23 protein-coding genes and 1 tRNA gene are annotated in these 22,422 nt (G+C 42.3%); 9 read left to right on the top strand and 15 right to left on the bottom strand.

Annotated features, from left to right (window positions below; translation table 11 throughout):
* Positions 1-213: 213 nt before the first annotated feature.
* From A4S05_RS16100 to A4S05_RS16110, 3 genes are all read right to left on the bottom strand, one after another.
* Positions 214-645: an NUDIX hydrolase gene (locus A4S05_RS16100; RefSeq protein ID WP_069070832.1), complete on the bottom strand. Its 432-nt coding sequence runs from the start codon at positions 643-645 to the stop codon at positions 214-216.
* 8 nt (positions 646-653) lie between these two features.
* Positions 654-1,106 carry a DUF3531 family protein gene (locus tag A4S05_RS16105; RefSeq protein ID WP_069070833.1) on the bottom strand — a complete coding sequence of 151 codons (453 nt, stop codon included), beginning with the start codon at positions 1,104-1,106 and terminating at the stop codon, positions 654-656.
* A gap of 165 nt (positions 1,107-1,271) precedes the next feature.
* Positions 1,272-2,231: a Sll0314/Alr1548 family TPR repeat-containing protein gene (locus A4S05_RS16110; RefSeq protein WP_069070834.1), complete on the bottom strand. Its 960-nt coding sequence runs from the start codon at positions 2,229-2,231 to the stop codon at positions 1,272-1,274.
* Between the two features lie 299 nt (positions 2,232-2,530).
* Here A4S05_RS16110 and A4S05_RS16115 point away from each other — a divergent pair, with 299 nt between their 5' ends.
* Positions 2,531-3,205 carry an ABC transporter ATP-binding protein gene (locus tag A4S05_RS16115; RefSeq protein WP_069070835.1) on the top strand — a complete coding sequence of 225 codons (675 nt, stop codon included), beginning with the start codon at positions 2,531-2,533 and terminating at the stop codon, positions 3,203-3,205.
* 103 nt (positions 3,206-3,308) lie between these two features.
* Positions 3,309-4,046: a 16S rRNA (guanine(527)-N(7))-methyltransferase RsmG gene (gene rsmG, locus A4S05_RS16120; protein ID WP_069070836.1), complete on the top strand. Its 738-nt coding sequence runs from the start codon at positions 3,309-3,311 to the stop codon at positions 4,044-4,046.
* A 117-nt stretch (positions 4,047-4,163) separates the two neighbouring features.
* Here the strand turns inward: rsmG and A4S05_RS16125 are convergent, their stop codons facing one another.
* The 4 genes from A4S05_RS16125 to A4S05_RS16140 form a co-directional block, all read right to left on the bottom strand.
* Complete coding sequence (locus tag A4S05_RS16125; RefSeq protein WP_069070837.1) at positions 4,164-4,934, bottom strand: superoxide dismutase; 771 nt, start codon at positions 4,932-4,934, stop codon at positions 4,164-4,166.
* A 313-nt stretch (positions 4,935-5,247) separates the two neighbouring features.
* Positions 5,248-5,871, bottom strand: coding sequence for a Uma2 family endonuclease (locus A4S05_RS16130; protein WP_069070838.1), 624 nt, complete (start codon positions 5,869-5,871; stop codon positions 5,248-5,250).
* Positions 5,872-6,077: 206 nt separating this feature from the next.
* Positions 6,078-7,199: an ABC transporter ATP-binding protein gene (locus A4S05_RS16135; RefSeq protein WP_069070839.1), complete on the bottom strand. Its 1,122-nt coding sequence runs from the start codon at positions 7,197-7,199 to the stop codon at positions 6,078-6,080.
* A gap of 107 nt (positions 7,200-7,306) precedes the next feature.
* Positions 7,307-8,026 carry a GUN4 domain-containing protein gene (locus tag A4S05_RS16140; RefSeq protein WP_069070840.1) on the bottom strand — a complete coding sequence of 240 codons (720 nt, stop codon included), beginning with the start codon at positions 8,024-8,026 and terminating at the stop codon, positions 7,307-7,309.
* A 386-nt stretch (positions 8,027-8,412) separates the two neighbouring features.
* On the opposite strand from A4S05_RS16140, the gene A4S05_RS16145 reads away from it, so the two are divergent.
* Positions 8,413-9,834: an NADP-dependent isocitrate dehydrogenase gene (locus A4S05_RS16145; RefSeq protein WP_069070841.1), complete on the top strand. Its 1,422-nt coding sequence runs from the start codon at positions 8,413-8,415 to the stop codon at positions 9,832-9,834.
* A 97-nt stretch (positions 9,835-9,931) separates the two neighbouring features.
* On the opposite strand, the gene A4S05_RS16150 is transcribed toward A4S05_RS16145, so the two are convergent.
* The gene (locus A4S05_RS16150) at positions 9,932-10,189 is read right to left on the bottom strand and encodes a hypothetical protein (protein WP_069070842.1); all 258 of its coding nucleotides are present in this window, start codon (positions 10,187-10,189) and stop codon (positions 9,932-9,934) included.
* 157 nt (positions 10,190-10,346) lie between these two features.
* Here A4S05_RS16150 and fba point away from each other — a divergent pair, with 157 nt between their 5' ends.
* The gene (fba, locus tag A4S05_RS16155; RefSeq protein ID WP_069070843.1) at positions 10,347-11,426 is read left to right on the top strand and encodes a class II fructose-bisphosphate aldolase; all 1,080 of its coding nucleotides are present in this window, start codon (positions 10,347-10,349) and stop codon (positions 11,424-11,426) included.
* Between the two features lie 252 nt (positions 11,427-11,678).
* Here fba and A4S05_RS16165 read toward each other — a convergent pair whose 3' ends face one another.
* Both A4S05_RS16165 and trxA read right to left on the bottom strand, forming a co-directional pair.
* Positions 11,679-12,491 (bottom strand): carbon-nitrogen hydrolase family protein, encoded by an 813-nt coding sequence (locus A4S05_RS16165; RefSeq protein WP_069070845.1) that lies wholly within the window; start codon positions 12,489-12,491, stop codon positions 11,679-11,681.
* A 579-nt stretch (positions 12,492-13,070) separates the two neighbouring features.
* Positions 13,071-13,394 (bottom strand): thioredoxin, encoded by a 324-nt coding sequence (gene trxA / locus A4S05_RS16170; protein WP_069070846.1) that lies wholly within the window; start codon positions 13,392-13,394, stop codon positions 13,071-13,073.
* Positions 13,395-14,115: 721 nt separating this feature from the next.
* On the opposite strand from trxA, the gene ctpC reads away from it, so the two are divergent.
* The gene (ctpC, locus tag A4S05_RS16175; RefSeq protein ID WP_069070847.1) at positions 14,116-15,399 is read left to right on the top strand and encodes a carboxyl-terminal processing protease CtpC; all 1,284 of its coding nucleotides are present in this window, start codon (positions 14,116-14,118) and stop codon (positions 15,397-15,399) included.
* Between the two features lie 92 nt (positions 15,400-15,491).
* Here ctpC and A4S05_RS16180 read toward each other — a convergent pair whose 3' ends face one another.
* On the bottom strand, positions 15,492-15,677 hold the full coding sequence (locus A4S05_RS16180; protein ID WP_069070848.1) for a DDE transposase family protein: 186 nt from the start codon (positions 15,675-15,677) through the stop codon (positions 15,492-15,494).
* Between the two features lie 307 nt (positions 15,678-15,984).
* Here A4S05_RS16180 and A4S05_RS16185 point away from each other — a divergent pair, with 307 nt between their 5' ends.
* The 3 genes from A4S05_RS16185 (at position 15,985) to A4S05_RS16195 (ending at position 17,025) form a co-directional block, all read left to right on the top strand.
* Positions 15,985-16,530 (top strand): T4SS efffector SepA family protein, encoded by a 546-nt coding sequence (locus tag A4S05_RS16185; RefSeq protein WP_256090994.1) that lies wholly within the window; start codon positions 15,985-15,987, stop codon positions 16,528-16,530.
* Positions 16,531-16,617: 87 nt separating this feature from the next.
* Positions 16,618-16,809 carry a DUF6888 family protein gene (locus tag A4S05_RS16190; RefSeq protein ID WP_069070850.1) on the top strand — a complete coding sequence of 64 codons (192 nt, stop codon included), beginning with the start codon at positions 16,618-16,620 and terminating at the stop codon, positions 16,807-16,809.
* A gap of 39 nt (positions 16,810-16,848) precedes the next feature.
* Positions 16,849-17,025: a DUF6887 family protein gene (locus tag A4S05_RS16195; RefSeq protein WP_370684453.1), complete on the top strand. Its 177-nt coding sequence runs from the start codon at positions 16,849-16,851 to the stop codon at positions 17,023-17,025.
* Positions 17,026-17,106: 81 nt separating this feature from the next.
* Here the strand turns inward: A4S05_RS16195 and A4S05_RS16200 are convergent, their stop codons facing one another.
* Together A4S05_RS16200 and A4S05_RS16205 are read right to left on the bottom strand one after the other, a co-directional pair.
* The gene (locus A4S05_RS16200) at positions 17,107-18,834 is read right to left on the bottom strand and encodes a succinate dehydrogenase/fumarate reductase flavoprotein subunit (protein ID WP_069070852.1); all 1,728 of its coding nucleotides are present in this window, start codon (positions 18,832-18,834) and stop codon (positions 17,107-17,109) included.
* Positions 18,835-19,049: 215 nt separating this feature from the next.
* The gene (locus A4S05_RS16205; RefSeq protein ID WP_069070853.1) at positions 19,050-19,367 is read right to left on the bottom strand and encodes a hypothetical protein; all 318 of its coding nucleotides are present in this window, start codon (positions 19,365-19,367) and stop codon (positions 19,050-19,052) included.
* 525 nt (positions 19,368-19,892) lie between these two features.
* On the opposite strand from A4S05_RS16205, the gene A4S05_RS16210 reads away from it, so the two are divergent.
* Positions 19,893-20,735, top strand: a complete 843-nt coding sequence (locus tag A4S05_RS16210) for a hypothetical protein (protein WP_069070854.1) — start codon at positions 19,893-19,895, stop codon at positions 20,733-20,735.
* Between the two features lie 70 nt (positions 20,736-20,805).
* Here A4S05_RS16210 and A4S05_RS16215 read toward each other — a convergent pair whose 3' ends face one another.
* Together A4S05_RS16215 and A4S05_RS16220 are read right to left on the bottom strand one after the other, a co-directional pair.
* Positions 20,806-22,128: an ABC transporter substrate-binding protein gene (locus A4S05_RS16215; RefSeq protein WP_069070855.1), complete on the bottom strand. Its 1,323-nt coding sequence runs from the start codon at positions 22,126-22,128 to the stop codon at positions 20,806-20,808.
* 192 nt (positions 22,129-22,320) lie between these two features.
* A tRNA-Ser gene (locus A4S05_RS16220) sits at positions 22,321-22,412 on the bottom strand.
* Positions 22,413-22,422 lie beyond the last annotated feature (10 nt).

The following is a 22,422-nucleotide window of genomic DNA, read 5'->3' on the forward strand; positions in this document are numbered from 1 at the left end:
CTCAATTATTTCTGCTATTGAGAGCGATCGCACCCTAATAACCCCAATGCACCCTAATACTTGTCCGTTAAGGGAAAAAGGGGAAGGAAAAAACCTTTAACCTTTACCCTTTAACCTTTTCCCAAACCAAATTCTAAGTTTAAAATGCAAAACCCGAATAGTATTGCAATGCACTCAATCAGACGAGAGTGCAACCAGAGATAATTTGATTATTTATAAATATTCAAAAAATACTTCAGGTACTAATCTTAATTCTCCAGATTGAAAGCGAGAGATATCTATCCATAAAGCTCTATGCTTATGATTTTGTGATTCTGAAAAAATTAAACTTTCCAGTTGATAAAATTTTGAATCAGCAAAGTCACATTGATAAAGCTGAATAATTTCATGACCTTGCCTACCATTAAATGTAAACAAGTTCTCTATACAACCTAGATATTTAATATTCGTTAAGTCTGCCTGAATTTCTTCTTGAAACTCCCGTTTTAAAGCGTCGTGGCTGGTTTCCCCAAATTCAACCCCACCGCCCAAAGCACGATAAAAGGTTTCTTGTTTGACGGGATCGTAGCCTTCAGAAAGAAATATGCGTTCGTCATCCCGAATTAGCCCCAAGGCTATTACCCGAATTTCACCTGCTTTATTCATTTTTGTAACTAATTATCGTAAATAGACTGAGGACGACTTTCGCTATCCTCAATCGGCCAATCTGGATTTTCGCCGCCGATGTACAATTCTTCAATGGTGACATATTCCTGACTTAGCTGAGTGAGGGCATTGATTAAAATATCTAGAGCGATCGCATCACTCGTTCCCAAATCAAACCAACAACGCCCCCACTGGCCCTCATATTCAAACTCACCGATATTATGCATCAGTGCTAGCAGACTTTTGTCATATCCTTGTTCATCATAATTCATGTAGCTGATATCAAGTCCAGTGTCCTGCACCTGAAGATTCTCGGCATTAAATGCACCCAATTTACCTAGATAAAACCAGGAATTGAAAACTTCTTCTACATATTGCTTTTCACGCGCAGAAGGATTTGTGCTGAATTTTAGCCAAATCCACATATCAAAAGGATTAATTTCGCGGAACTGAATCTCCATTTTGGTCTAATATCTCAATTACTCTTCTGGAAATAAGCATATCAAAGTAGGGCATGGGGAATGGGGCATAGGGCATTGGGAAAAAGTTAATCGCCAATGCCCAATACTTCAACAAAGTTTCACAGTGAGCCTGTCGAACTGCTCAGTACAAGTCCCTATGCCCGATTATCCAGGATTATTGAGGCTAGCAGCCCTGTTGCGTTCACCCTCAATTTGTTTGACTAAATCACCTGGGAGTTGAGATTTTTTAGTCAATGCTTTGTCAAAATTAGCGATCGCTTCCTGGATCATCTGTTGGCTTTTTTCTTTTTGACCCAGTTGTTTAAGGATTTGGGCTTTGAGATAATAAATTTCCGGATTATCGGATGTGGTTTTAATCGCCCGGTTGACATACTCTAGTGCCTGTGGATACCGTTTTAAATCTCGGTAAGCAAGGGCAACACCCCGATCCACTAGATACTGAGGAGCAGCATTTTGTTCTAAACGTCTAATTGCCTGATCTGGGCTAGCAAAAGGCAAATTAACCGCTAACAGTAAATCCATATAGCCTTTGATTAAATTCAGTTCTGGATCGTTGGCAGAAATTGCTTCGGCTTTGTCTAAATATTCATAAACTTGTCGCAACCGACTAAAAGCTTGCGGTACACCATTTACAGTACCTTCACGGGTAAGAACTACTGCACCCTCTAAAAAATGGCCAACAGCAGTGTATAAATTACCACGCAATGGATCGCTAGAAATCAGTTTTTGTCCGTTTTCTAGAGTTTTCTGACTATAAGTGCCTAGTTTAGCCCAATCTTTATTTCCGTATGCTAAAGATGCCTTCATCGCATAAGCTAAAGGTTCATTTGGCTCTTTGGATACTGCTTGTGCCAGATAACGCTCTGCGGCTGGATAGTTGCCTTGTTGGAAAATTGCTTTAAAAGCTGCTTCTGTTTGGTCACCAATTTGATGAGGTTCGCGATCGCGAAACGGATCGCCAGCCAGGGAGGAATTTACCCCCAAATTAAGTGCGATTGCCCAAGGGGCAACGCCAAAGGCGATCGCAGCAGCAAAAGCAGTCTGAGTAAGGGTAGTGAATTTAGCAGACACTACTAATCGAGGCGAAGAAAACCTTTTAGTCATTTTAACCCTTAGAATAATTGCGGTTGAAATAGTTGTATGTGTTACTTAGAATGCAAAAAATGGTTAATTTTAACTTGCCTCTGCTTCAAGCAAAATTTTTTATATAGAGGTTGACTTTAGTCATTTTTCCATGTTTCCAGGCTGGTTATAGCCATTGTTTAAGGGTGAGTCTGCCACAATGGAGAAAAATGTGGATAATTTTTGCTGCTAGATTAAGGTGTTAATCCTTTCTTTGAATTTTTCAGATGCTCTCAGTGTAGCTAATCAGTAATTTGCTGACTTTTTGGTAATCTTAACAAATGCTCTATCTCCGAAATCTAATTTATCACCCTACAGCGTGTCCAACAGCGATTCTCAAATCGATCAACTTGGAATTAGCACCCCAGCAGCTAGGTCTGATTATTGGCCCGAGTGGTTCGGGAAAAAGTACCTTACTAGAGATTTTGTCGGGACTAGCTGAACCCACTACTGGCGGACTGTTCTGGCGGGAACAAGAACTTATGCCCGAACAGCTACAACAATTGGCTGGGTTGGTATTTCAATTTCCAGAGCGGCACTTTTGCGGTGGTTCAATTTTAGAAGAATTGCGTTTAGGACATCCTGAATTAGGGTCAGAACGAGTCAGACAGGCGTTGAGTGAGGTGGGATTAGAGCATTTATCGCTTTCCGCCGCCCCCCATGCTTTGAGTGGTGGTCAGCAACGACGTTTAGCTTTAGCAGTGCAATTGATTCGCCAGCCAAATTTACTGTTATTGGATGAACCCACAGCAGGATTAGATTGGTCAATGCGTCGGCAACTGGTAAATTTATTAGCGAAACTGAAACAAGATTGGACACTGTTGATAGTGACACACGATCCTGGGGATTTGTTAGCGATCGCAGATCGTTGTTGGACACTCAACCACGGCGAACTACAATCAGTAGACCCAAAGACACTAGAATCCAAAGTTAAAGAACCTCTACCATCCGTATAAGAAAAGAGCAGGGGAGCAGGGGAAGCAGGGGAGCAGGGGGGCAGGGGAGCAGAGGAGAATAATAATTCCTGACAAATGACCAATGACAAATGACAAATGACAAATGACAAATGACAAATTGCCTGAGATGGCAGAAATCTGGCAGCAAACTCTCAATTGGCAGCCAAATGTCGAACAGCAGGAACAATTCCAAAAACTTTATGAGTTAATCCTAGAAGGTAATCGCCAACTAAATTTAACTCGGATTACTGACCCCCAAGAGTTTTGGGAAAAACATCTCTGGGATTCTCTACGAGGAATTGCACCCCTGTTATCAGCAAATTTATCCCCGGCTTCCCCTGCTCTCATCGATATTGGTACAGGCGCGGGTTTTCCGGGTATTCCAGTGGCAATTACTGTACCTAATTGCACCATTACTCTTCTGGATTCCACACGGAAAAAAATTAATTTTCTCGACAATATATTAACTGAACTTACCCTTACCAATGTCAAAACTCTTGTTGGTAGGGCTGAAGAAATCGGTCAGCATCCCCAGCATCGACTAGCTTACGATATTGCATTGATCCGTGCTGTAGGGGCAGCCTCCGTCTGTGCAGAATATACTTTACCACTGCTCAAACAGGGAGGTTTAGCCATAATTTATCGCGGTAATTGGATAGAGGACGAAACAACTGCTTTGCAGAATGCTGTGAAGCAGTTGGGTGGCGTCATTGAATCAATCGAACAATTTACAACACCCCTGAGTCACAGCATCCGGCACTGCGTGTATTTGCGTAAGGTAGCTACCACACCAGTTCAGTTTCCCCGTGCTATTGGTGTACCTACTCAAAAACCCCTTTAATTAATTCGTAATTCGTAATTCGTAATTATAAAGGGTACAAGTGTCTACTCATTGTAATTACGAATTACTTTGACAGGAACGGAAGATCAACTTTTATTTATTTCCTTGTCCCAATGTTTAAGCAAATTTACTTGCTGCTGCAAATCGCTTGTTAATCTCATCCCAATTAATCACGTTCCACCAAGCATCTAAATAATCGGCACGGCGATTTTGGTAATTGAGATAATATGCATGTTCCCATACATCATTACCGAGGATGGGATATTTTCCTTCACTTAAGGGACTATCTTGGTTAGCTGTAGTTGTGACTTCCAGCTTGCCATCTTTGTTACGCACTAGCCAAACCCAACCACTACCAAAACGACCAGCACCAGCTTCGTTAAACTGTTTTTTAAAAGCTGCAAAACTGCCAAAATTTTGATTAATTGCGGAGGCAATATTTCCTGTTGGTTCTCCCCCACCTTTGGGCTTCATAATTTCCCAGAACATTGAGTGGTTGACATGACCACCGCCATTATTGCGTACTGTTCTGCGAATATCTTGTGGTACACTGTCAAGTTTTTGCAACAGTTCTTCAACACTTTTGCCTTTGAGTTCTGGGTGTTTTTCTAACGCTGCATTCAAGTTTTTTACATAAGTTGCATGGTGTTTATCATGATGAAACTGCATCGTTTTGCCATCAATGTGTGGCTCCAGTGCTTCGTAGGCGTAAGCTAAAGGTGGTAGTTGGATAGCCCCTGTTGTATTTGGTGTTGTGTTGGGAGTTGTGTTGGGAGTTGCAGTGTTTCCTTGGTCAGGAGATTTCTCTGCCAATGCACAAGCCTCTAATGTAAAAGCACCCGCACCTGCTGTGAGTAAAAACAAGAAATGGCGTCGATTAATAGTCATATAAGTTTTTGCAGCGAATCCATTAAGTCTCTATTGCAGTTTTTATTTTCTTAGATTCTGGCTACAAAAAATTGGAAATTTGCGATTATTACTGGCAGTTTAATAAACTTTTTTAGATTGCACAATATTTGGCGTGTGCCTGTTCGGTGCTACAAGAATCCGCGAAGCCTGTACCCTGCTGACTGAAGACATTTACACAACCAAGGGTATCGTTAGACTACGGCTGATTATTAAGAAGTCAAACACTAAAAGGAAGCTAGCTACTCGATCAATCCCAGTGGTTGAAGACTTGCGGCGGTTACGGTCTAATTCATCAATAACGCACTGAAAAAGTTTGTTCAACAGTTAGATTTAAATCTGGAAATGTTGGCGACTCTATACGGTCGTCTCCTCTAAACTGTTTACCACGATATTCACCCTCATCACTTAAAGAGTAAATTGTGATTGTTGGCTGTTTGGGGTCGCCTATCAATTCTTTGCTACCCAAAGCAGCATAATCCACAATCCAATATTCTTGAATACCCATTTCTTCATAGTCAGCAAACTTTTTATGATAATCATCTCTCCAGTTAGTACTGATGACTTCAATTACTAATGGAATTGAATCTGGTTTACTAAGAATAGATTGTTTCTCCCATAATGGTTCATTACCCAAGTTAGAAAAATTCATTAATAAAACATCAGGATAGTACCCTGACATTTTATTTTCTGGCTTCACTGTGGCGGTTTTAGGTATACCGTAATTAAGTTTAAGACGAAGACACTCATACCCTAACATCATTGTTAAAAATGCTACTATTTGCTCGTGTTTGCCTGATGGTGGCGGCATTTGAATAATATCTCCATCGTGTAATTCATAACGAATGTTTTCCGGTTGTGTTTCTAAAAACTCTAAATATTCATCAAATGTAAATAGTTTTTGTAGTGATTGAATCATTATTTCATCCTGATTATGGATATAAACACTTCTCACTGCTGTAACCTGAAAATTAACAGTTAACGGGGTGTAGCGGCCAAAGGTGAAAGTAAATCGGCATGGGCCAGCCAAGATTCTTACTCAGCAAGAGATACAGCAAATTTTCGCTATTGGGTTAACAAATGACCGCGATCGCACGACGCAAGAGCAAAGTCAGAGTTACCCGCTTATAATATTCTGTCTCCAGTTTTGGGATCAAACACAAACAATTGATTCAAATCGAGCTGTAGAGAAAGCCGATCGCCTGGACGCGGACGCACATCCCCACCTACCTGAATATTCAACACCACCGCCGAACCAGGTAAACCAGCACGAATCAAAGTTTCCCTTCCCAGAGGTTCCACCAGTCTAACTTCAACCGATAGCAGCCCTGAATTTTGAGTCCTGTTAATGGTTGCGGGATGTTTCGCCCCCTCTGCGTTCGTGTTAATTTTTATATGCTCTGGACGAATCCCCAAATTAAAACTGTGTCCCTGACGCAAATGTAATTTCTCTTTCACATCTGCTGGAATTTCTAATAACTGTCCACTCACATCAAAACCGTTATTTTCATAGATTGCAGGCAAAATATTCATTGGTGGATTGCCTAAAAAACTTGCCACCATCTGATTAGCAGGACTTGCATAAATAGTCTGAGGATCGCCGATTTGTTGAATCCGCCCTCGATTTAGTACGACGATTTTATCAGCCAAAGTCATCGCTTCAACTTGATCGTGGGTGACGTAAATAGTTGTAATGCCTAATTCTTGATGTAGCTGTTTCAATTCTGCCCTTGTATCATCGCGCAATTGGGCATCTAAATTAGATAAGGGTTCATCAAGTAAAAATACTTGTGGTTCACGAGCGATCGCTCTCCCTAATGCTACCCGTTGTTGCTGTCCCCCAGAAAGTTGTTTGGGTTTACGATCCAGCAAGTGATCTAGAGAAAGCGATCGCGCCACATTCATCACCCGTTCTTGAATGATTTTGCGGTCAACCTTCCGCATTTGCAAGCCAAAAGCGATGTTCTCCGCCACACTCATGTGAGGATAGAGAGCGTAGTTTTGGAACACCATCGCTACATCCCGTTGTCTGGCTGGGATATTATTCACCAAGCGATCGCCAATAAAGAGTTTACCTGATGTAGCGGTTTCTAAACCAGCGATCGTTCGCAAAATTGTAGACTTACCACAACCTGATGGCCCGACTAAAACCCAAAATTCGCCATCAGGAATTTCAAAGGTAATATCCTCAATAGCGGTGACATTATTGAATCTACGCTTAATATCTTCTAGACGAACATTTGCCATGATCTGATTAAAGTTAATAGTTAGGAGTTAGGAGTTAGGGATTTTAAGTTTTGAGTTTTAAGTTTTAAATTAAAAACCTCTTCAACTCATAACTAATAACTTCTAACTCATAACTGTGTCCAAGCAGGGTGAGAGAGTAAAGAAGCAAAGACTCGTACTCCCCGAAGTTGATTAGAGAGGGGTAAGTGACCTTTAGGCGCACTCAAATCCCAGGTAAACTCATTAGGGTATCTCGTCCACGTATTACCTGCTTTCCAGCCAATTTTCGGCCAGAAATTCTCCCAATTTTTACCCAAACTTAACCAGATTTCTCGCTGCACTGAAAAGCCAAATTTACCTTCGGAGTGGACTAACCAGAGGTTGTTAATGGTTTGCAAGTCAATAGCCGAGGTATTTTCTACCTCAGTAAAATACAACCATTTTCGTTGTACAGCTGTTGGCCCTGATAGTTCACACATTTTTTCGATGGTGACGCGATCAGCTGCTTGGAAGTCTTGAACAGCAAGTAGCTGTTGCAAAGAATTGTAGTTAATCCCGCACTCTGATTTTAGAGGTACAATTCCCTCAGGAAAACAAGAGCGCAGAAATTCTTTGGCTTGAGGTGCATCAGAGTTGTAGAGGACTTGGTAAGCTTTGCCATCAATCCAATTCGCTGGGTTCTCACGTCGTTTCAGTAAAAATTCCATCAACACGTCTAATCCCTCATTACCCAACTCAGCTAATTGTGGGATTATCTGCTGTTGGACTTTTTCAGACCCAGCGATTAACGGTCGTCGGAGGGAGTCGATGTCATTTGCAGGGCCTGATAAAATCATTGGGTCTGTCATGCCATTCTTGTGTTAACGGTCAGTGAAAGAGCGGTAAGCTATCGGGCATTCTCTAAAGTGAAGCACTGATAGCGAAAAGTAGTTTACTATTTTTGATCGTACAAAATTGCGATCGCTTCACTGAATCCCACACTAAATCCCCAAATAATGTACAAGGGGAATAGGGGGAAAATCTGGAGACTAGGGACTGGGAACTGGGAACTGGGGACTAGGGAATGGGTACTACGACTGAGGGGACATGGAGGACAAGGGTGAATTATTGAAAAAATCACCTCGTGTCTCTTCCCAATCCCCAGTACCCAATACCCAATCCCCAGTACCCAAAATACAAGCCTCCCACATAAGGTTTTTTAACTAGCAGCGTATCGATTAGGAGTGTGTGAACGATGTACGAAAAGATTACCCCCCCCGCAGCCGGAGCAAAAATCACCTTCAAAAATGGTGAACCAATCGTACCGGACAATCCAATTATCCCCTTTATTCGCGGCGACGGCACAGGTATAGACATCTGGCCTGCTACCCAAAAAGTTCTCGATGCTGCGGTAGCTAAAGCATATAAGGGTCAGCGTCAAATTAGCTGGTTTAAGGTTTACGCTGGAGACGAAGCTTGTGATTTATACGGTACTTATCAGTATTTACCTCAAGACACTCTCACAGCAATTGAAGAATATGGTGTAGCTATTAAAGGGCCTTTGACTACTCCCATTGGCGGGGGAATTCGTTCTTTAAATGTGGCGCTGCGACAAATTTTTGACTTGTATGCTTGCGTGCGTCCTTGCCGTTACTATGCAGGTACGCCCTCACCCCACAAAAATCCCGAAAAGCTGGATGTAATTGTTTATCGGGAAAATACAGAAGATATTTATTTAGGCATTGAGTGGCGACAAGGTAGCGAAATCGGCGATCGCTTAATTAAAATTCTCAATGAAGAACTAATCCCCGCCACCCCAGAACATGGGAAAAAACGCATTCCTCTTGATTCTGGTATTGGCATCAAACCCATCAGCAAAACTGGTTCTCAGCGCCTAGTGAGACGTGCCATTAAACACGCCTTGCTATTACCCAAAAACAAGCAACAAGTGACTTTGGTGCATAAGGGCAACATCATGAAGTACACCGAAGGGGCTTTCCGCGACTGGGGTTATGAACTAGCAACTAGTGAATTCCGCCAAGAAACTGTCACTGAACAAGAATCTTGGATTTTGAGTAACAAGGAAAAAAATCCCAATATTTCCTTGGAAGAAAACGCCCGCCAGATTGAGCCTGGGTTTGATAATCTTACCCCAGATAAGAAAGCGCAAGTTGTCAAGGAAGTTGAAACTGTTCTTAACACAATTTGGGCAACCCACGGCGATGGCAAATGGAAAGAGAAAGTTTTGGTGAATGACCGAATTGCTGACAGTATTTTTCAACAAATCCAAACCAGACCGGATGAGTATTCGATTTTGGCGACGATGAACTTGAACGGCGATTATTTGTCTGATGCTGCTGCTGCCATTGTTGGGGGATTGGGAATGGGACCAGGAGCAAATATTGGTGATTCTAGTGCCATATTTGAAGCTACCCACGGCACTGCACCCAAACACGCCGGCTTAGATCGGATTAATCCTGGTTCAGTGATTTTGTCTGGTGTGATGATGCTGGAATTTTTGGGTTGGCAAGAAGCCGCAGACCTAATTAAGAAAGGTTTAAGCGATGCGATCGCCAATAGTCAAGTCACCTACGATTTAGCCCGGTTGCTAGAACCGCCAGTTGAACCCTTAAAATGTTCTGAATTTGCCGACGCAATTATTCAACATTTTGGTTAAGTACACTGATGCCAGTCAACTGATTTACAAACAGGCTGGCAATCCAATACTGCTTGGGTAAAGCATTTTGAACTCGGAATTGGGTTTTGGGAAAATGTTAAAGGGTAAAGGTTAAAGGTTTTTTCTTTCCCCTTACCCCAAACCCAATTCCCCAAAACCCGGCAAGTATTGGCTGGCAATCTTCCGAACACGCAACATCTGTCGATAAACTAGCGCCTTTTGCGTGAGGCGATCGCTTCTTAAATTTGGCAAAATAGTTAGGAGTGCGATCGCCTTTTTCAAAGCATTTGGGATACAAAGCTACCAAAGCCTCTAGTCTTGGGGTAGCGCACCGTACAACAGTACGAATAAGCATAGGACATATTTATAGTAACTATGGCGTAAACTTTTTCAACATAGATACACGACACTAGTTATAATTTCCTATAAGTTGAAAAAACTCTTAAGATTTAGCGTAATTATTGCGCTTCTCTCAGACCGACTAGCTGACAACCACATTAGGAGGACTATCTATGGCGCTTGTACCACTGCGGCTGCTGTTGGATCACGCAGCTGAAAACGGTTACGGCATCCCAGCTTTCAACGTTAACAATTTGGAGCAGATTCAGGCAATCCTGAAGGCTGCTGTCGAGACAGATAGCCCCGTAATTTTGCAAGCTTCACGCGGCGCTCGTAATTATGCAGGAGAAAACTTTCTCCGCCACTTAATTTTGGCGGCGGTAGAAACCTATCCTCACATTCCCATTGTCATGCACCAAGATCATGGCAATGCTCCTGCTACCTGCTACTCAGCAATTAAGAACAACTTCACCAGCGTGATGATGGATGGTTCTTTAGAAGCTGATGCAAAAACACCCGCTAGCTTCGAGTACAACGTCAATGTTACCCGCGAAGTTGTAAATGTAGCTCATGCTTTGGGTGTGAGCGTTGAAGGTGAACTCGGTTGTTTGGGTTCTCTAGAAACTGGTGCTGGTGAAGCTGAAGATGGTCACGGGTTTGAGGGTACACTCGACCACTCACAACTTCTAACCGACCCCGATGAAGCTGTTGAATTCGTAGAAGCAACCCAAGTAGATGCTTTGGCTGTTGCCATTGGCACAAGCCACGGTGCTTACAAGTTTACCCGCAAGCCTACTGGGGAAATTTTGGCAATCAGCCGCATTGAAGAAATTCACCGCCGTTTGCCCAACACCCACTTGGTAATGCACGGTTCTTCTTCTGTACCTGAAGATTTGCTTGCACTGATTAACCAGTATGGTGGTGCAATTCCTGAAACCTACGGTGTACCTGTAGAAGAAATCCAAAAAGGTATTAAGAGTGGTGTACGTAAAGTAAACATCGACACCGATAACCGTTTGGCTATTACTGCTGCTGTACGTGAAGCTTTGGCTAAAAAACCAGAAGAATTTGACCCCCGTCACTTCCTCAAGCCTTCCATCACATATATGCAGAAGGTTTGTGCTGAACGCTATCAGCAATTTGGCACAGCTGGCAACGCCAGCAAGATTAAGCAAATTTCTTTGGAAGATTTTGCTGCTAAGTATGCTAAGGGTGAACTTAACGTTGTTACCAAAGCTGCTGCTAAAGTTTAATTTTGACAACTAAATAAATAGGAGCATAGCAAAACTATGCCCCTAAAAAACTGAGATTTTTAATGTTGTCAGAAACCGGGTAAACACCCGGTTTTTTGTTTTATTCATCAAGGATTAGGAATAAGGCATGGGGCATTGAAAAGAGGCAGAGGGACGGGGGGCTGAGGAGAGGAATTTTCACCCTGCTCCCCATTCCCCATTCCCCATTCCCCATTCCCCATTCCCCATTCCCCAATCCCCATTCCCCAATCCCTAAAACACCCGATGCTGCAAAGAGGGCATTTGACGGCGGACTTGTTCGAGCCTAGTAGGCTTGATTTCTGCGATCGCAATTCCCGGCTTTTCCCCAGCATCGGCTAAAATTACACCCCAAGGGTCAATAATAACGGCATGTCCGTGGGTTAGACGGCGGCTGTAGTTGTTACCTGTTTGGGCAGGAGCAATGACGTAGGCGGTATTTTCGATGGCTCTGGCTTGTAGTAATACTTGCCAGTGGTCTTTGCCAGTAAAGGCGGTAAAAGCAGCGGGAATAAAGATAACATCAGCTCCCTTATCTGCCAGGTGACGATACAGTTCAGGGAAGCGGACATCATAACAAATAGAAAGTCCTAGATTACCGAGTTTTTCTGAGAAATAGACGGGGGGGAGTTGCGTACCAGCTACAACCGTGCTGGATTCGCGATAAGTGTTACCGTCGGGGACATCAACATCAAATAGGTGTACTTTGTAGTAGCGGGCAAGTTCTTGACCGTTTGGGTCAATGAGTAGAGTTGTGTTATAAACTTTGCCTGTATTGTCTACGGGAAGTGGAAAGCTGCCGCCCAAGATCGTAATTTGAAAGCGTTGAGCCATTTTTTTGAGAAATTTTTCACTTTCAAGAGCGATCGCATCCCCTTGTGCGAGTTTATCTTTTTCTTCTCCCATATAGGAAAAGTTTTCTGGCAAACCCACCAATTCAGCACCTTGACGCACGGCAAGCTCTATTAATTCTTCTGCCTGTGCCAAATTTTTCTGTAGATCGGGCACACTGGTCAATTGAATAGCGGCGGCTAAATAAGACTTCATAGATTCAACAACGAACAGTTGATTTATGGAAGATAGATTATCAAAATATATCGCTACTTCAACATTTGTGGAACTTAATTAGAAATACATCAGCTAAGATTTTCTTCTAAGAGACTTGTTTTATTGTTGCTCTTAATCTTCCTCTGGGTTCTAACAAACTAACTAAGATCGCAATTAGGTTGTGATCAAACCCTGATAAAAGCTGTCTGGTATGAAAATTTCTGTATTTACATAGCAACTAATACCAATCTGGACTGGTGTGAATTCTTATGTTTTCAAATCGGTATAAATTTAGTTATTGAAAGCTACGGGAAACTCCATCCCTTTGTGGAGAGGGATAATCGCCCCGTCGCTTGGACATTGGGCATTGGTAACATAACATCATTCCCCATGCCCCATGCTCCATTCTCTAATGAGTTGTTTTTGAGGTAGAAAATTCCTAAATATCTTATCAAACTGTATACAAATGTAAACAAGTTTGAAAAACGATAAATTACGCCTCTCAAACTTGTTTATAAAAATTAACCTCAAGTTAGAAGAACATGGATAACTCAAAAGGATTTTATTGCCTATTGAGTTTCAAAGATACTTTTCAAGAGTGGAAGCTAATGTAGTTTTAGGCACGGCGCCAACCACCATATCGACTTTTTGTCCACCCTTAAAAATCATTAATGTAGGAATGCTGCGGATGCCGTACTGACTAGCAACATTAGGATTTTCATCAGTATTGACTTTTACGACCTTTATTTGACCTTTGTACTGTTCGGAGATTTCATCGACAACAGGAGCTACCATACGGCATGGTCCGCACCAGGGTGCCCAAAAGTCAACTAAAACGGGTACATCGCTATCGAGTACTTCTTGCTTGAAACTAGAATCGGTAACTTGTGCGGCTGTTGACATGCCTAAAACCTTCGCCAATAATATCTGAGCTTGGTGAAAATTCTACCATAGCAAAAACCTCAGCTTGGGAGTGCGAGGATGTACATTTGCAAAGAAGCTCTAGAATTTATTTACAAACATAAGGAACCGCCCGAACAGTAGTCCGGGCGGAGTGTGGTGTGAGGAGTGAACGGAAACATTCGTCTCCGCTATCTCTATTGTAGGTGACATATCGGATTTTTCCAGCAATTGTTTAGGGGGCTGGAAAATTTATTTAAGGATTCAGGAGTAATGAGTGGCGTTTAAGTGTAAGTATTTAATCATCACGCAGTAGAGAGGGTGATTTGAGAGACATTCAGTTGGGAAATGAAGCTTAATAGGCATACAGGCATAAATAGAACCACCACCACTCGCTTGCCACTAGCGATTACCATAGCACACAGATGTATTTCGGCACATTTTGGATGAATAATCTGGGTTTTATGCCAATAAAAACTGCCCTGTTTGCCATCCTTCAACACATTTAATAAGTATTTTGCCTGCTTATCTTATGCCTTTCTTAAATACTTACCCTTGGAAGCCATTAACCACTCCCAAAAATTTTGTATCTTTTAAATACCAAGTTCGCCGGATTGTCAAGTATTTTGTTTAAATTAAGAATACATGCTTGGTCTGTACAGTAGTAGCCTGTGTTAGATTGAGCATACTGACTATAAATTTTCCCTCTGACGCAACTGTCATTATGGTGATTACAAAAAGTAGGCTTGTTTTGGGTGCTACGGCAGTGACACTCTCCACGATCGCTGTTACTAGCCTTGGCATTCATTCGCGAGGTCAGGCTTTATTTAAAGCAAGTCCCAAAGAATTGGTAGATGAAGTTTGGCAAATTGTTCAGCGCCAATATGTAGACGGTACTTTTAATCAGGTAGATTGGCAGGCTGTTCGTAAGGAGTACTTAAGCAAGTCCTACAGTAATCCCCAGGAAGCGTATAAGTCCATTCGGGAAATGCTGAAAAAGCTAGAAGATCCATATACCCGGTTTATGGACCCACAGGAATTCAAGAATATGCAAGTGGATACCTCTGGGGAACTTACAGGGATTGGGATCACGATCAGTCAGGATGAAAAAACAAAGCAATTAGTTGTAATTGCGCCAATCGAAGATACGCCAGCGTTTAAAGCTGGTGTTTTAGCGAAAGATGTCATCCTCCAAATCGATGGCAAAAGCACCAAGGGAATGGATACTAATCAAGCAGTATCCTTGATTAGAGGTGAAGCAGGAACGCAAGTCAGCTTAACTATTCAGCGCAATGGTCAGACGAGAAAGTTTGACATCAAACGAGCGCGGATTGAAATCCATCCGGTTAAATATTCCCAAAAGAAAACTCCAGCAGGGAATCTTGGTTATATTCGCTTAAACCAGTTCAGCGCTGGTGCTAGTAAAGAAATGCAAAGCGCCATCAAAGATTTAGAAAGCAAACGAGTAGCTGGATATATCCTTGACCTACGTGGTAATCCAGGCGGCTTACTTTACTCCAGTATAGATATTGCCCGGATGTGGTTGAATAAAGGCACAATTGTTTCTACCATTGACCGCAAAGGTGAACGAGAGCGAGAAGTCGCAAACGGACGTGCTTTGACAAATAAACCGTTGGTGATATTAGTGGATAAAGGTTCAGCCAGTGCCAGCGAAATCCTGTCAGGAGCGTTGCAGGATAACAAACGTGCAACTTTGGTGGGTACTCAAACCTTTGGGAAGGGATTAGTGCAATCAGTACGTCCACTAGAAGATGGCTCAGGATTAGCGGTGACAATTGCCAAATACCACACGCCCAATGATAGAGATATTAATAAGCATGGTATTGATCCAGATGTGAAGGTGGATTTGACCGATGCCCAGCGACAAGATTTGTGGCTCAACGAACGTGACAAACTTGCTACTTTAGCAGACCCTCAATTCGCTAAAGCAGTGGAAGTGATAGGTAAAAAAATTGCTGTTAAGGGCACAACCACAGCAGAAAAATGAAGAGGCAGGAATAAAGTTAGGAGTTAATAGTGAGGAGTTAGGAATAAAGACTGTCATTGTCAACTCAAAACTTCTAACTCAAAACTCCTAACTTAAACTGGTTGGCACTTCCCAGCCCGAATAAGTCCGACACGCCGAGCGATCGCTTCTTCTTGCGAGCTAAAAGGCCCCCACTGTTCTATAATTTCTAAATTATCGTCGCCAACTTGGTCGCTGGGGATAATTTCGCAGTTTCCAGCAGAATGCTTGACAATATACCAAGTTTGTGGATTATTCATATTTTAAATAAAAATCTTGTTTTTATAGTCAGAATTTTACTGCATATAGAAAATATCTTTGCACTTGCTGAATTTGGGATTTAGCAAGTGTAATCGTATAATCAGTTTTTTACGGATCAATAATATCCTAGATGCTTGAGGGTCGTTTCTGTAGCTAACTCTACACTCAAAAGATTTTCTCTGTTAATTCGCTATCTTTTGGCCGTAGCAGAAAATCTGGATGGACTGATACAGATTAGAAAGTAGTTGGCATTTTAAATATACATGTGTTACATCTATATAGAGAAGAGTAAATACACAAGGATATATGATGCCAGTTATCAGAATACCTGATCCCATTTACAAAAGGCTCCAAGCTCTAGCTGTCCCTTTCGAGGATACACCCATCACTGTTATTGAGAAGTTATTGAATGAATATGAGGCACGTTATCAGCCTCAGCAAGTTTCTGAAACTGAAAATTATAGAGTTATTGAACCTGATGCTGTAAGCAATTTGCACCATACCAGAGTGCTTCGAGCCGTCATTGGTGGTCAGGAAATTCATCAACCGAACTGGAACAAAATTGTTGATGCAGCGCACGAAATTGCTATTCGACAAGGATTTTCTGTAGAGGATCTGATCAAACTAACTCTATCTCATGTCGTTAAGGGTGAAAAAATTAATTCTGGTTTTCACTACTTGCCAGAGGTAAACATTTCTATACAGGGTGTAGATTCAAATCTAGCGTGGCGTAACACTTTGCACTTGATGAAGAATTTGAAAATGCCAATCGAAATATACTTTGAGTGGCGCGACAAAGAGGGAGCAGCGTATCCCGGTGAGAAAGGGAAGTTCATTTGGAATGCTAAATAGGATGCGAGAATCACAACTATGAGAGCATCATTTGATGAGTTTATATGATTAAATGTGTTACATATGAATTCATAAAGATAAACATTCATGTACGATCTACAACCAAGAGTAGAACAGCTACAATCCTTATATAGACTTTGCCATCAACTTACAAATGTGATGTTTCAGCCAATTCACATCGTGCGATTAGATGAACGATCGCTCAATATATTTATATTAGCTGGGCAAGATGAAGGAATAGAGCTAGAAATTAAGCCAGATGGTAGTATAGAACCATGAATGTAGTATAGAACTATGAATCAGGTAAACTATACAGCAATGAGCGACCAAGAGCTAAAGAGTTACCTTCTTACCCACAAGGATGATAAGGAAGCCTTTTATGCTTACATGGATAGACGAAAATCTCGTCATCGTGATGCTGCAATACAATTAAATGATCCGGCTTGGGAAGAAAAGATAATAGCTGTGATTCAGAAACAATTAGGTTCTAATTGATAACTTAATCATTTCATATTCTTAATCGAGGTGGACAAAATTTTTGTAGCCCCTCGATTTCTCACATAAATTTACTTTTGGCTAATACCTCCGCTCTTTTGGCTCAAACATAGTAATTGCCACCGGACGATATTGAATATCAATTCCCGCTGGTGAATAGTAAGCCATTGTATGTTTAAGGAAGTTTGTATCATCTCGCTGAGAATAATCTTCGCGGAAATGAGCGCCCCGACTTTCCTGGCGATTTAAAGCTGATGCCAAAATAGTTTGTCCCACTACCATCAAGCTTCGCAATTCCAAAGCTTCCACGAGTTCGGTATTCCAGCAACTACCTTTGTCATCTAAATAAATTTGCGGATATTGCTGTTGTATTTCTTCTAATTTGTGCAACCCTTCACTCATTAATGCCTCAGTGCGGAAAACACCACAGTACTCAGTCATACAATCCTGAAAAGCTTGACGGACTTGGTTAATTCGGTACTGTCCTGGTTGTTCTAGCAAAGCTTGAATTTGTAGCTGGGCTTCTGTTACATACCGTTGCTCATCTACAGACGGTAACTTACGTTTTTGGACAAATTTGGCGATCGCAGCCCCAGTCCTTTTACCATAAACCACACACTCCAGTAGTGAATTACTCCCCAAACGATTTGCACCATGTACGGAAACACAAGATGTCTCACCCGCAGCAAAGAAAGCATCAACTAAGCCATCGCCACTACTGCGGACTTGCCCATCGGTGTTAACTGGGATACCACCCATACAATAGTGAATTGTCGGCCGGACTGGCATCGGTTGAGTTACCGCGTCAACGCCTACTAAGCGATGGGCTTCTTCCCAACAGAAGGGAACGCGACTCATAATTTTTTCTTTGCCTAAATGACGTAGATCCAAATAGATAAAGGGGCCACCAGCACTTCCATCAAGATGAATACCACGTCCGGCGCGAATTTCGTAAGCGATCGCTCGTGAGGTAATATCACGAGGAGCCAGTTCCATGCGACTAGGTGCATAATTCGCCATAAAGCGATCGCCTTCACTATTAATTAGATACGCCCCTTCTCCCCGTACCGCTTCTGAAATCAGCACCCCTACCGGATATAAACCAGTGGGATGAAACTGCACAAATTCCATATCTTCCAGGGGCAAACCTGCGATCGCAGTCATCGCCAAACCATCACCCGAAGAAGCGTAATCATTAGAGGTAGTGTTATAAACGCGACCATAGCCCCCTGTGGCGAACATCACTGCCTTAGCCCGCACCACTTCAATATGTCCATCCAAAAGATGGAACATTACCACACCCTTCGCCTCATTTTCTTCTAAAATGAGACGCATCACGTACCACTCTTCATAAACTTGCACCCCATAACGCCGCAAATTATTAACCAATTCGTGCAAAATCGCGTGACCAGTTTTGTCAGCGGCGTAGCAAGTGCGGTTGTGGGAATGTCCGCCAAAAGCCCGTTGGGCAATGCGCCCATCGGATAAGCGAGAAAACAAAACGCCCATGTGTTCCAAGTCAATCACCACATCTGGCGCTTCCTGGGCGAGAATTGCCACAGCATCTTGGTCTGCTAAGTAATCAGAACCCTTGACAGTATCAAAAGCGTGTGCTTCCCAACTATCTTCTGAATCAACATTTTTCAGTGACGCAGCCATACCACCTTGAGCCGCAACTGAATGGGAACGAATTGGATGGGTTTTAGCAACCACAGCAATATTTAAACTAGGGTCAGTGCGGGCAATTTCTACAGCAGCGCGACACCCTGCCAATCCACCACCAACAATAATCACATCATGTTCAATCATATTTAGCCCCCGACTGCAAACCACTGCTGTTCTATTGTAGAGATGTGATTAATCAGGTAGTGCATTGCAACAGCGGCATCTCTACAAAAAAAATTCCCTGCCTATAGACAGGGACATTATGACAAATATTTGAAATTAGGAGTGAAAAGTTAAAAATGAAGAGTTATGAGACAGATAAAGTAACTCATAACTGATAACTGATAACTCCTAACTCTTTAGCTAGTTGCTTGTACAGGTTGTTGCTGAGACACATTACCTGGCATGGGTTCCATTTTGGTTCCCGGGCCTACAGGAGTGACTTCAATATGATTTAACAAGGTAGTGACAAACGCAAACAACAAGAAAGGTAGCGATAGCAGAACGACAAGACCCGCCGTCGCTAAAGCGTACACAGGTCGCTTGGCACCCATTAACGCCAAAGCTGATGCCAAACTTAGAGTAATCGTAATTAACCAAACAATTATTTGACCGTAGATATCACCAAAAGTCAGAGTACAGACAAACCGATACTTTTGAATATTATTTTCGCTCATCACATTAGCCTCAAGTCTCTCCTAATAGGTTCTACGTTAGAACTATGTTTGCCTTGTAGACAATTTCTAAATATTTTTGCAAGCTTTGTAATATCACTTCACAATCAAGCCGCCAAAAGTGGCAAGTCAGCTATGCTGAAAAAAAACTTCTCCCTTTCATCAGAAAGGTCGCAATCCTGATGACCTCTTCAACAAATACTCTCTTTTCTTTAAGCCAAGATAGATTTTGTCATCTGCCAAATTCAGGATATTCACAATATATAGCAATCCTATTTAATTTTGTGAAAATTGCAACCCACATATCCCCGACTTGTAAAAGTTGTCGGAGATATTGTTTATCAGGAATGATTCAAGATTGTTATAGTATTTAATTTTTTGCTAGTAAATATTAACGAGAGAAATCAAGTAAAGTACAGGATGTAAAAACCGATTTTTTGGTGTTAAATTTTGAGTACTGCCCGAATTTGTTGACTAAAATCAACAAAAACCTTTATTTTTCGTGGCAATATTGTTTTAGGAGTGAATGTGAATACTATTTTTCTTCGTAAAGGTGTTTTTTGGTTGCCAAGTATAGCTGCTCTTGCATTTCTGAGTAGCGGCTTATCTGCAACTGCTCAGACAGTGGAAACGTTGAACACTCAGCCCTTAACTGAGCCTTCCGCAACCGTAGCGTCTTCCAACGAGTTTAGTGCAGAATTAGACACTGCAAACCAAAATCTCTCTACAGAAACAACTGAGCAATTTACAGTAACAAATTTAACTGAGGTACAGCAGTTACCCAACACTGCGATACAGGAAAACGCCAGTGTAACGTCTACACCTATTCCAGGCACAGTGGCAACCTCATCTGTAACACTCACATCTAAGTTTGTAGAATCGACTTCTCAAACTACTGCTCAACCATCTGATACCAGAGTGGCGCAATCGGATATTGATTTAGGTAGAAGTACCCGTGGCGGCAGCAGCTATGTTGGCATCGCTGCTAACATTGGTTTGAGCGGTGGGGACTCATCTTTAGGCGACGGTAACTTCGCGGTAGTCAGCAAAATCGGACTAACAAATTCTATATCTGTGCGACCCTCAGCCGTAATTGGGGACAACACCACAGTTCTACTTCCCATTACCTACGATTTTAACTTCCAATCAGCAGATGCTTTTAGCGAGCCTTTGCCTATTGCACCTTATGTAGGAGTGGGTGCAGCTTACAAAACTGGTGATGATTCGCAATTTGCCTTTTTAGTATCTGGTGGCATTGATGTGCCTTTAACTCCTCAATTCACAGCGACGGCCTCTGTGAATGCAGGATTTTTCGACCAAACTGATGTGGGCTTATTGTTAGGAGTTGGTTACAACTTCAGTGGGTTTTAAGAATTAGGAGTTAGGAGTTAGGAGTAATTAAGATTAAATTCATAACTAATAACTCCTAACTCCTAGCTTTCTACTTAGGGGTAACTTTGTCAATCACCTTGATTTGTCCATCGTCTCCTACCGTCCAGACATCGTAAACACCGACCACATCACCATTGACATCAACATCTACATTGCCGCTGGCTCCTTGATAGTTGATATCTTGACCCTGTTTAAGCAACTTCAGTCCCTCGCAGACATCGGTCACTTCTGTTCCAGGCGCATTAGCCACTTCACGGATTTTGCTAGCTACAGCAACGCCTGTATTTTCCTTAGCAGCTTGTGCTGCCAACGTCAATAAAGCAGCAGCATCCCAAGCTTGAGGAGCGTATTCCCCTGGCGCACCACCCTTTTTATCCTTCCACAGTTTGTTGAAACTTTCTAGTGCTTTACCATCGGAACCGGGTACTGTACCGATCGCTCCAGTTAAAATATATTTACCATCACTGCCTTTGCCAACTTGTTCTGGGAAAGTAGGTGATTTAACTCCATCTGTCAACAAAATCTGTACTCCCTTGGACACACCTTGCTGATAGGCGGCTTTTAGAAACAAACTACCAGTTTCCGCGTAGAGTACAGCCAGTACTGCATCTGGCTTACCTGCAAATGCCGCCGCCGCTTCTGTATCAAATGTCTGGGCTTTCGGGTCATAGCGGACAGGCTTATCTTTATTAACGATAGTTCCACCCAATTTTTCAAAAGTTTGCACAAATGCTTTTTCAAAGCCAACGCCATAGTCGTTATTAATCACGACTGTAGAAATTCGCTTGAAACCTTTTTTATTGGCAAGTTGGGCTAAAGCTAGTGCTTGGTAAGTATCGGGGGGAGCAGTACGTGCCCAAAAGCCTTTAAAGTCGCCTTTTTGAGCTTTTTCAGTAAAAACGGGACTGGTACTACCAGGGGAAACCAGCATCACTTTATTCGGCGTGGCAATGGAAACTGCTGCACTAGAAACGCTACTGGCAAAGGAACCAACTACACCAGCTACTTTATCTAAGGTTGCTAGTTTGGTCATACCGGCAGCACCAGCTTTGGGGTCGGTTTGGTCGTCTACTTGCACCAAGGTAACTGGTTCGCCATTCACTCCATCGCAAGCGTTGACTGTATCAACAAGTAAAGGGACAGAACCTAGCATCTGCTGTCCTACAGAAGCCAAGTCGCCTGTTGTCGGTAGCAGGGAACCAATTTTTAGCCCTTTAGAACTGCTTGTGGTAGTTGAGTTTGCCGCTGGGGTTGCGGTACTTCCGCTGTTAGCTGTGCCATTGGGGGTACTATTATCGCCACAAGCCCCAACTAGGAACCCAGTTGCTAGGGTAGCTATACCGAAGGTTAAGGCTGCGCTAATTTTTCTCATAAATAAGTTTAACTCCTCAGATATTTAGGAGTCTAAAATAAGATTCAAACTATATTTATAAGTTAGCTGTATCTTAATCAAGACTCCAAAGGATAAATCATATCATCCATCTTCAGGAGTAGAGGTATTTACCCCGGCATTAGTAATTATTTTTGTACACGGAATATATACCGTGTATCAAAGGCTGGAAAACGGAGAGGGAGGGATTCGAACCCTCGGTACGGAGTTGCCTGCCGTACAACAGATTAGCAATCTGCCGCTTTCGACCACTCAGCCACCTCTCCTGACTCACGA

Source organism: Nostoc sp. KVJ20, assembly GCF_001712795.1.
In the GTDB taxonomy this organism is placed as follows: domain Bacteria; phylum Cyanobacteriota; class Cyanobacteriia; order Cyanobacteriales; family Nostocaceae; genus Nostoc.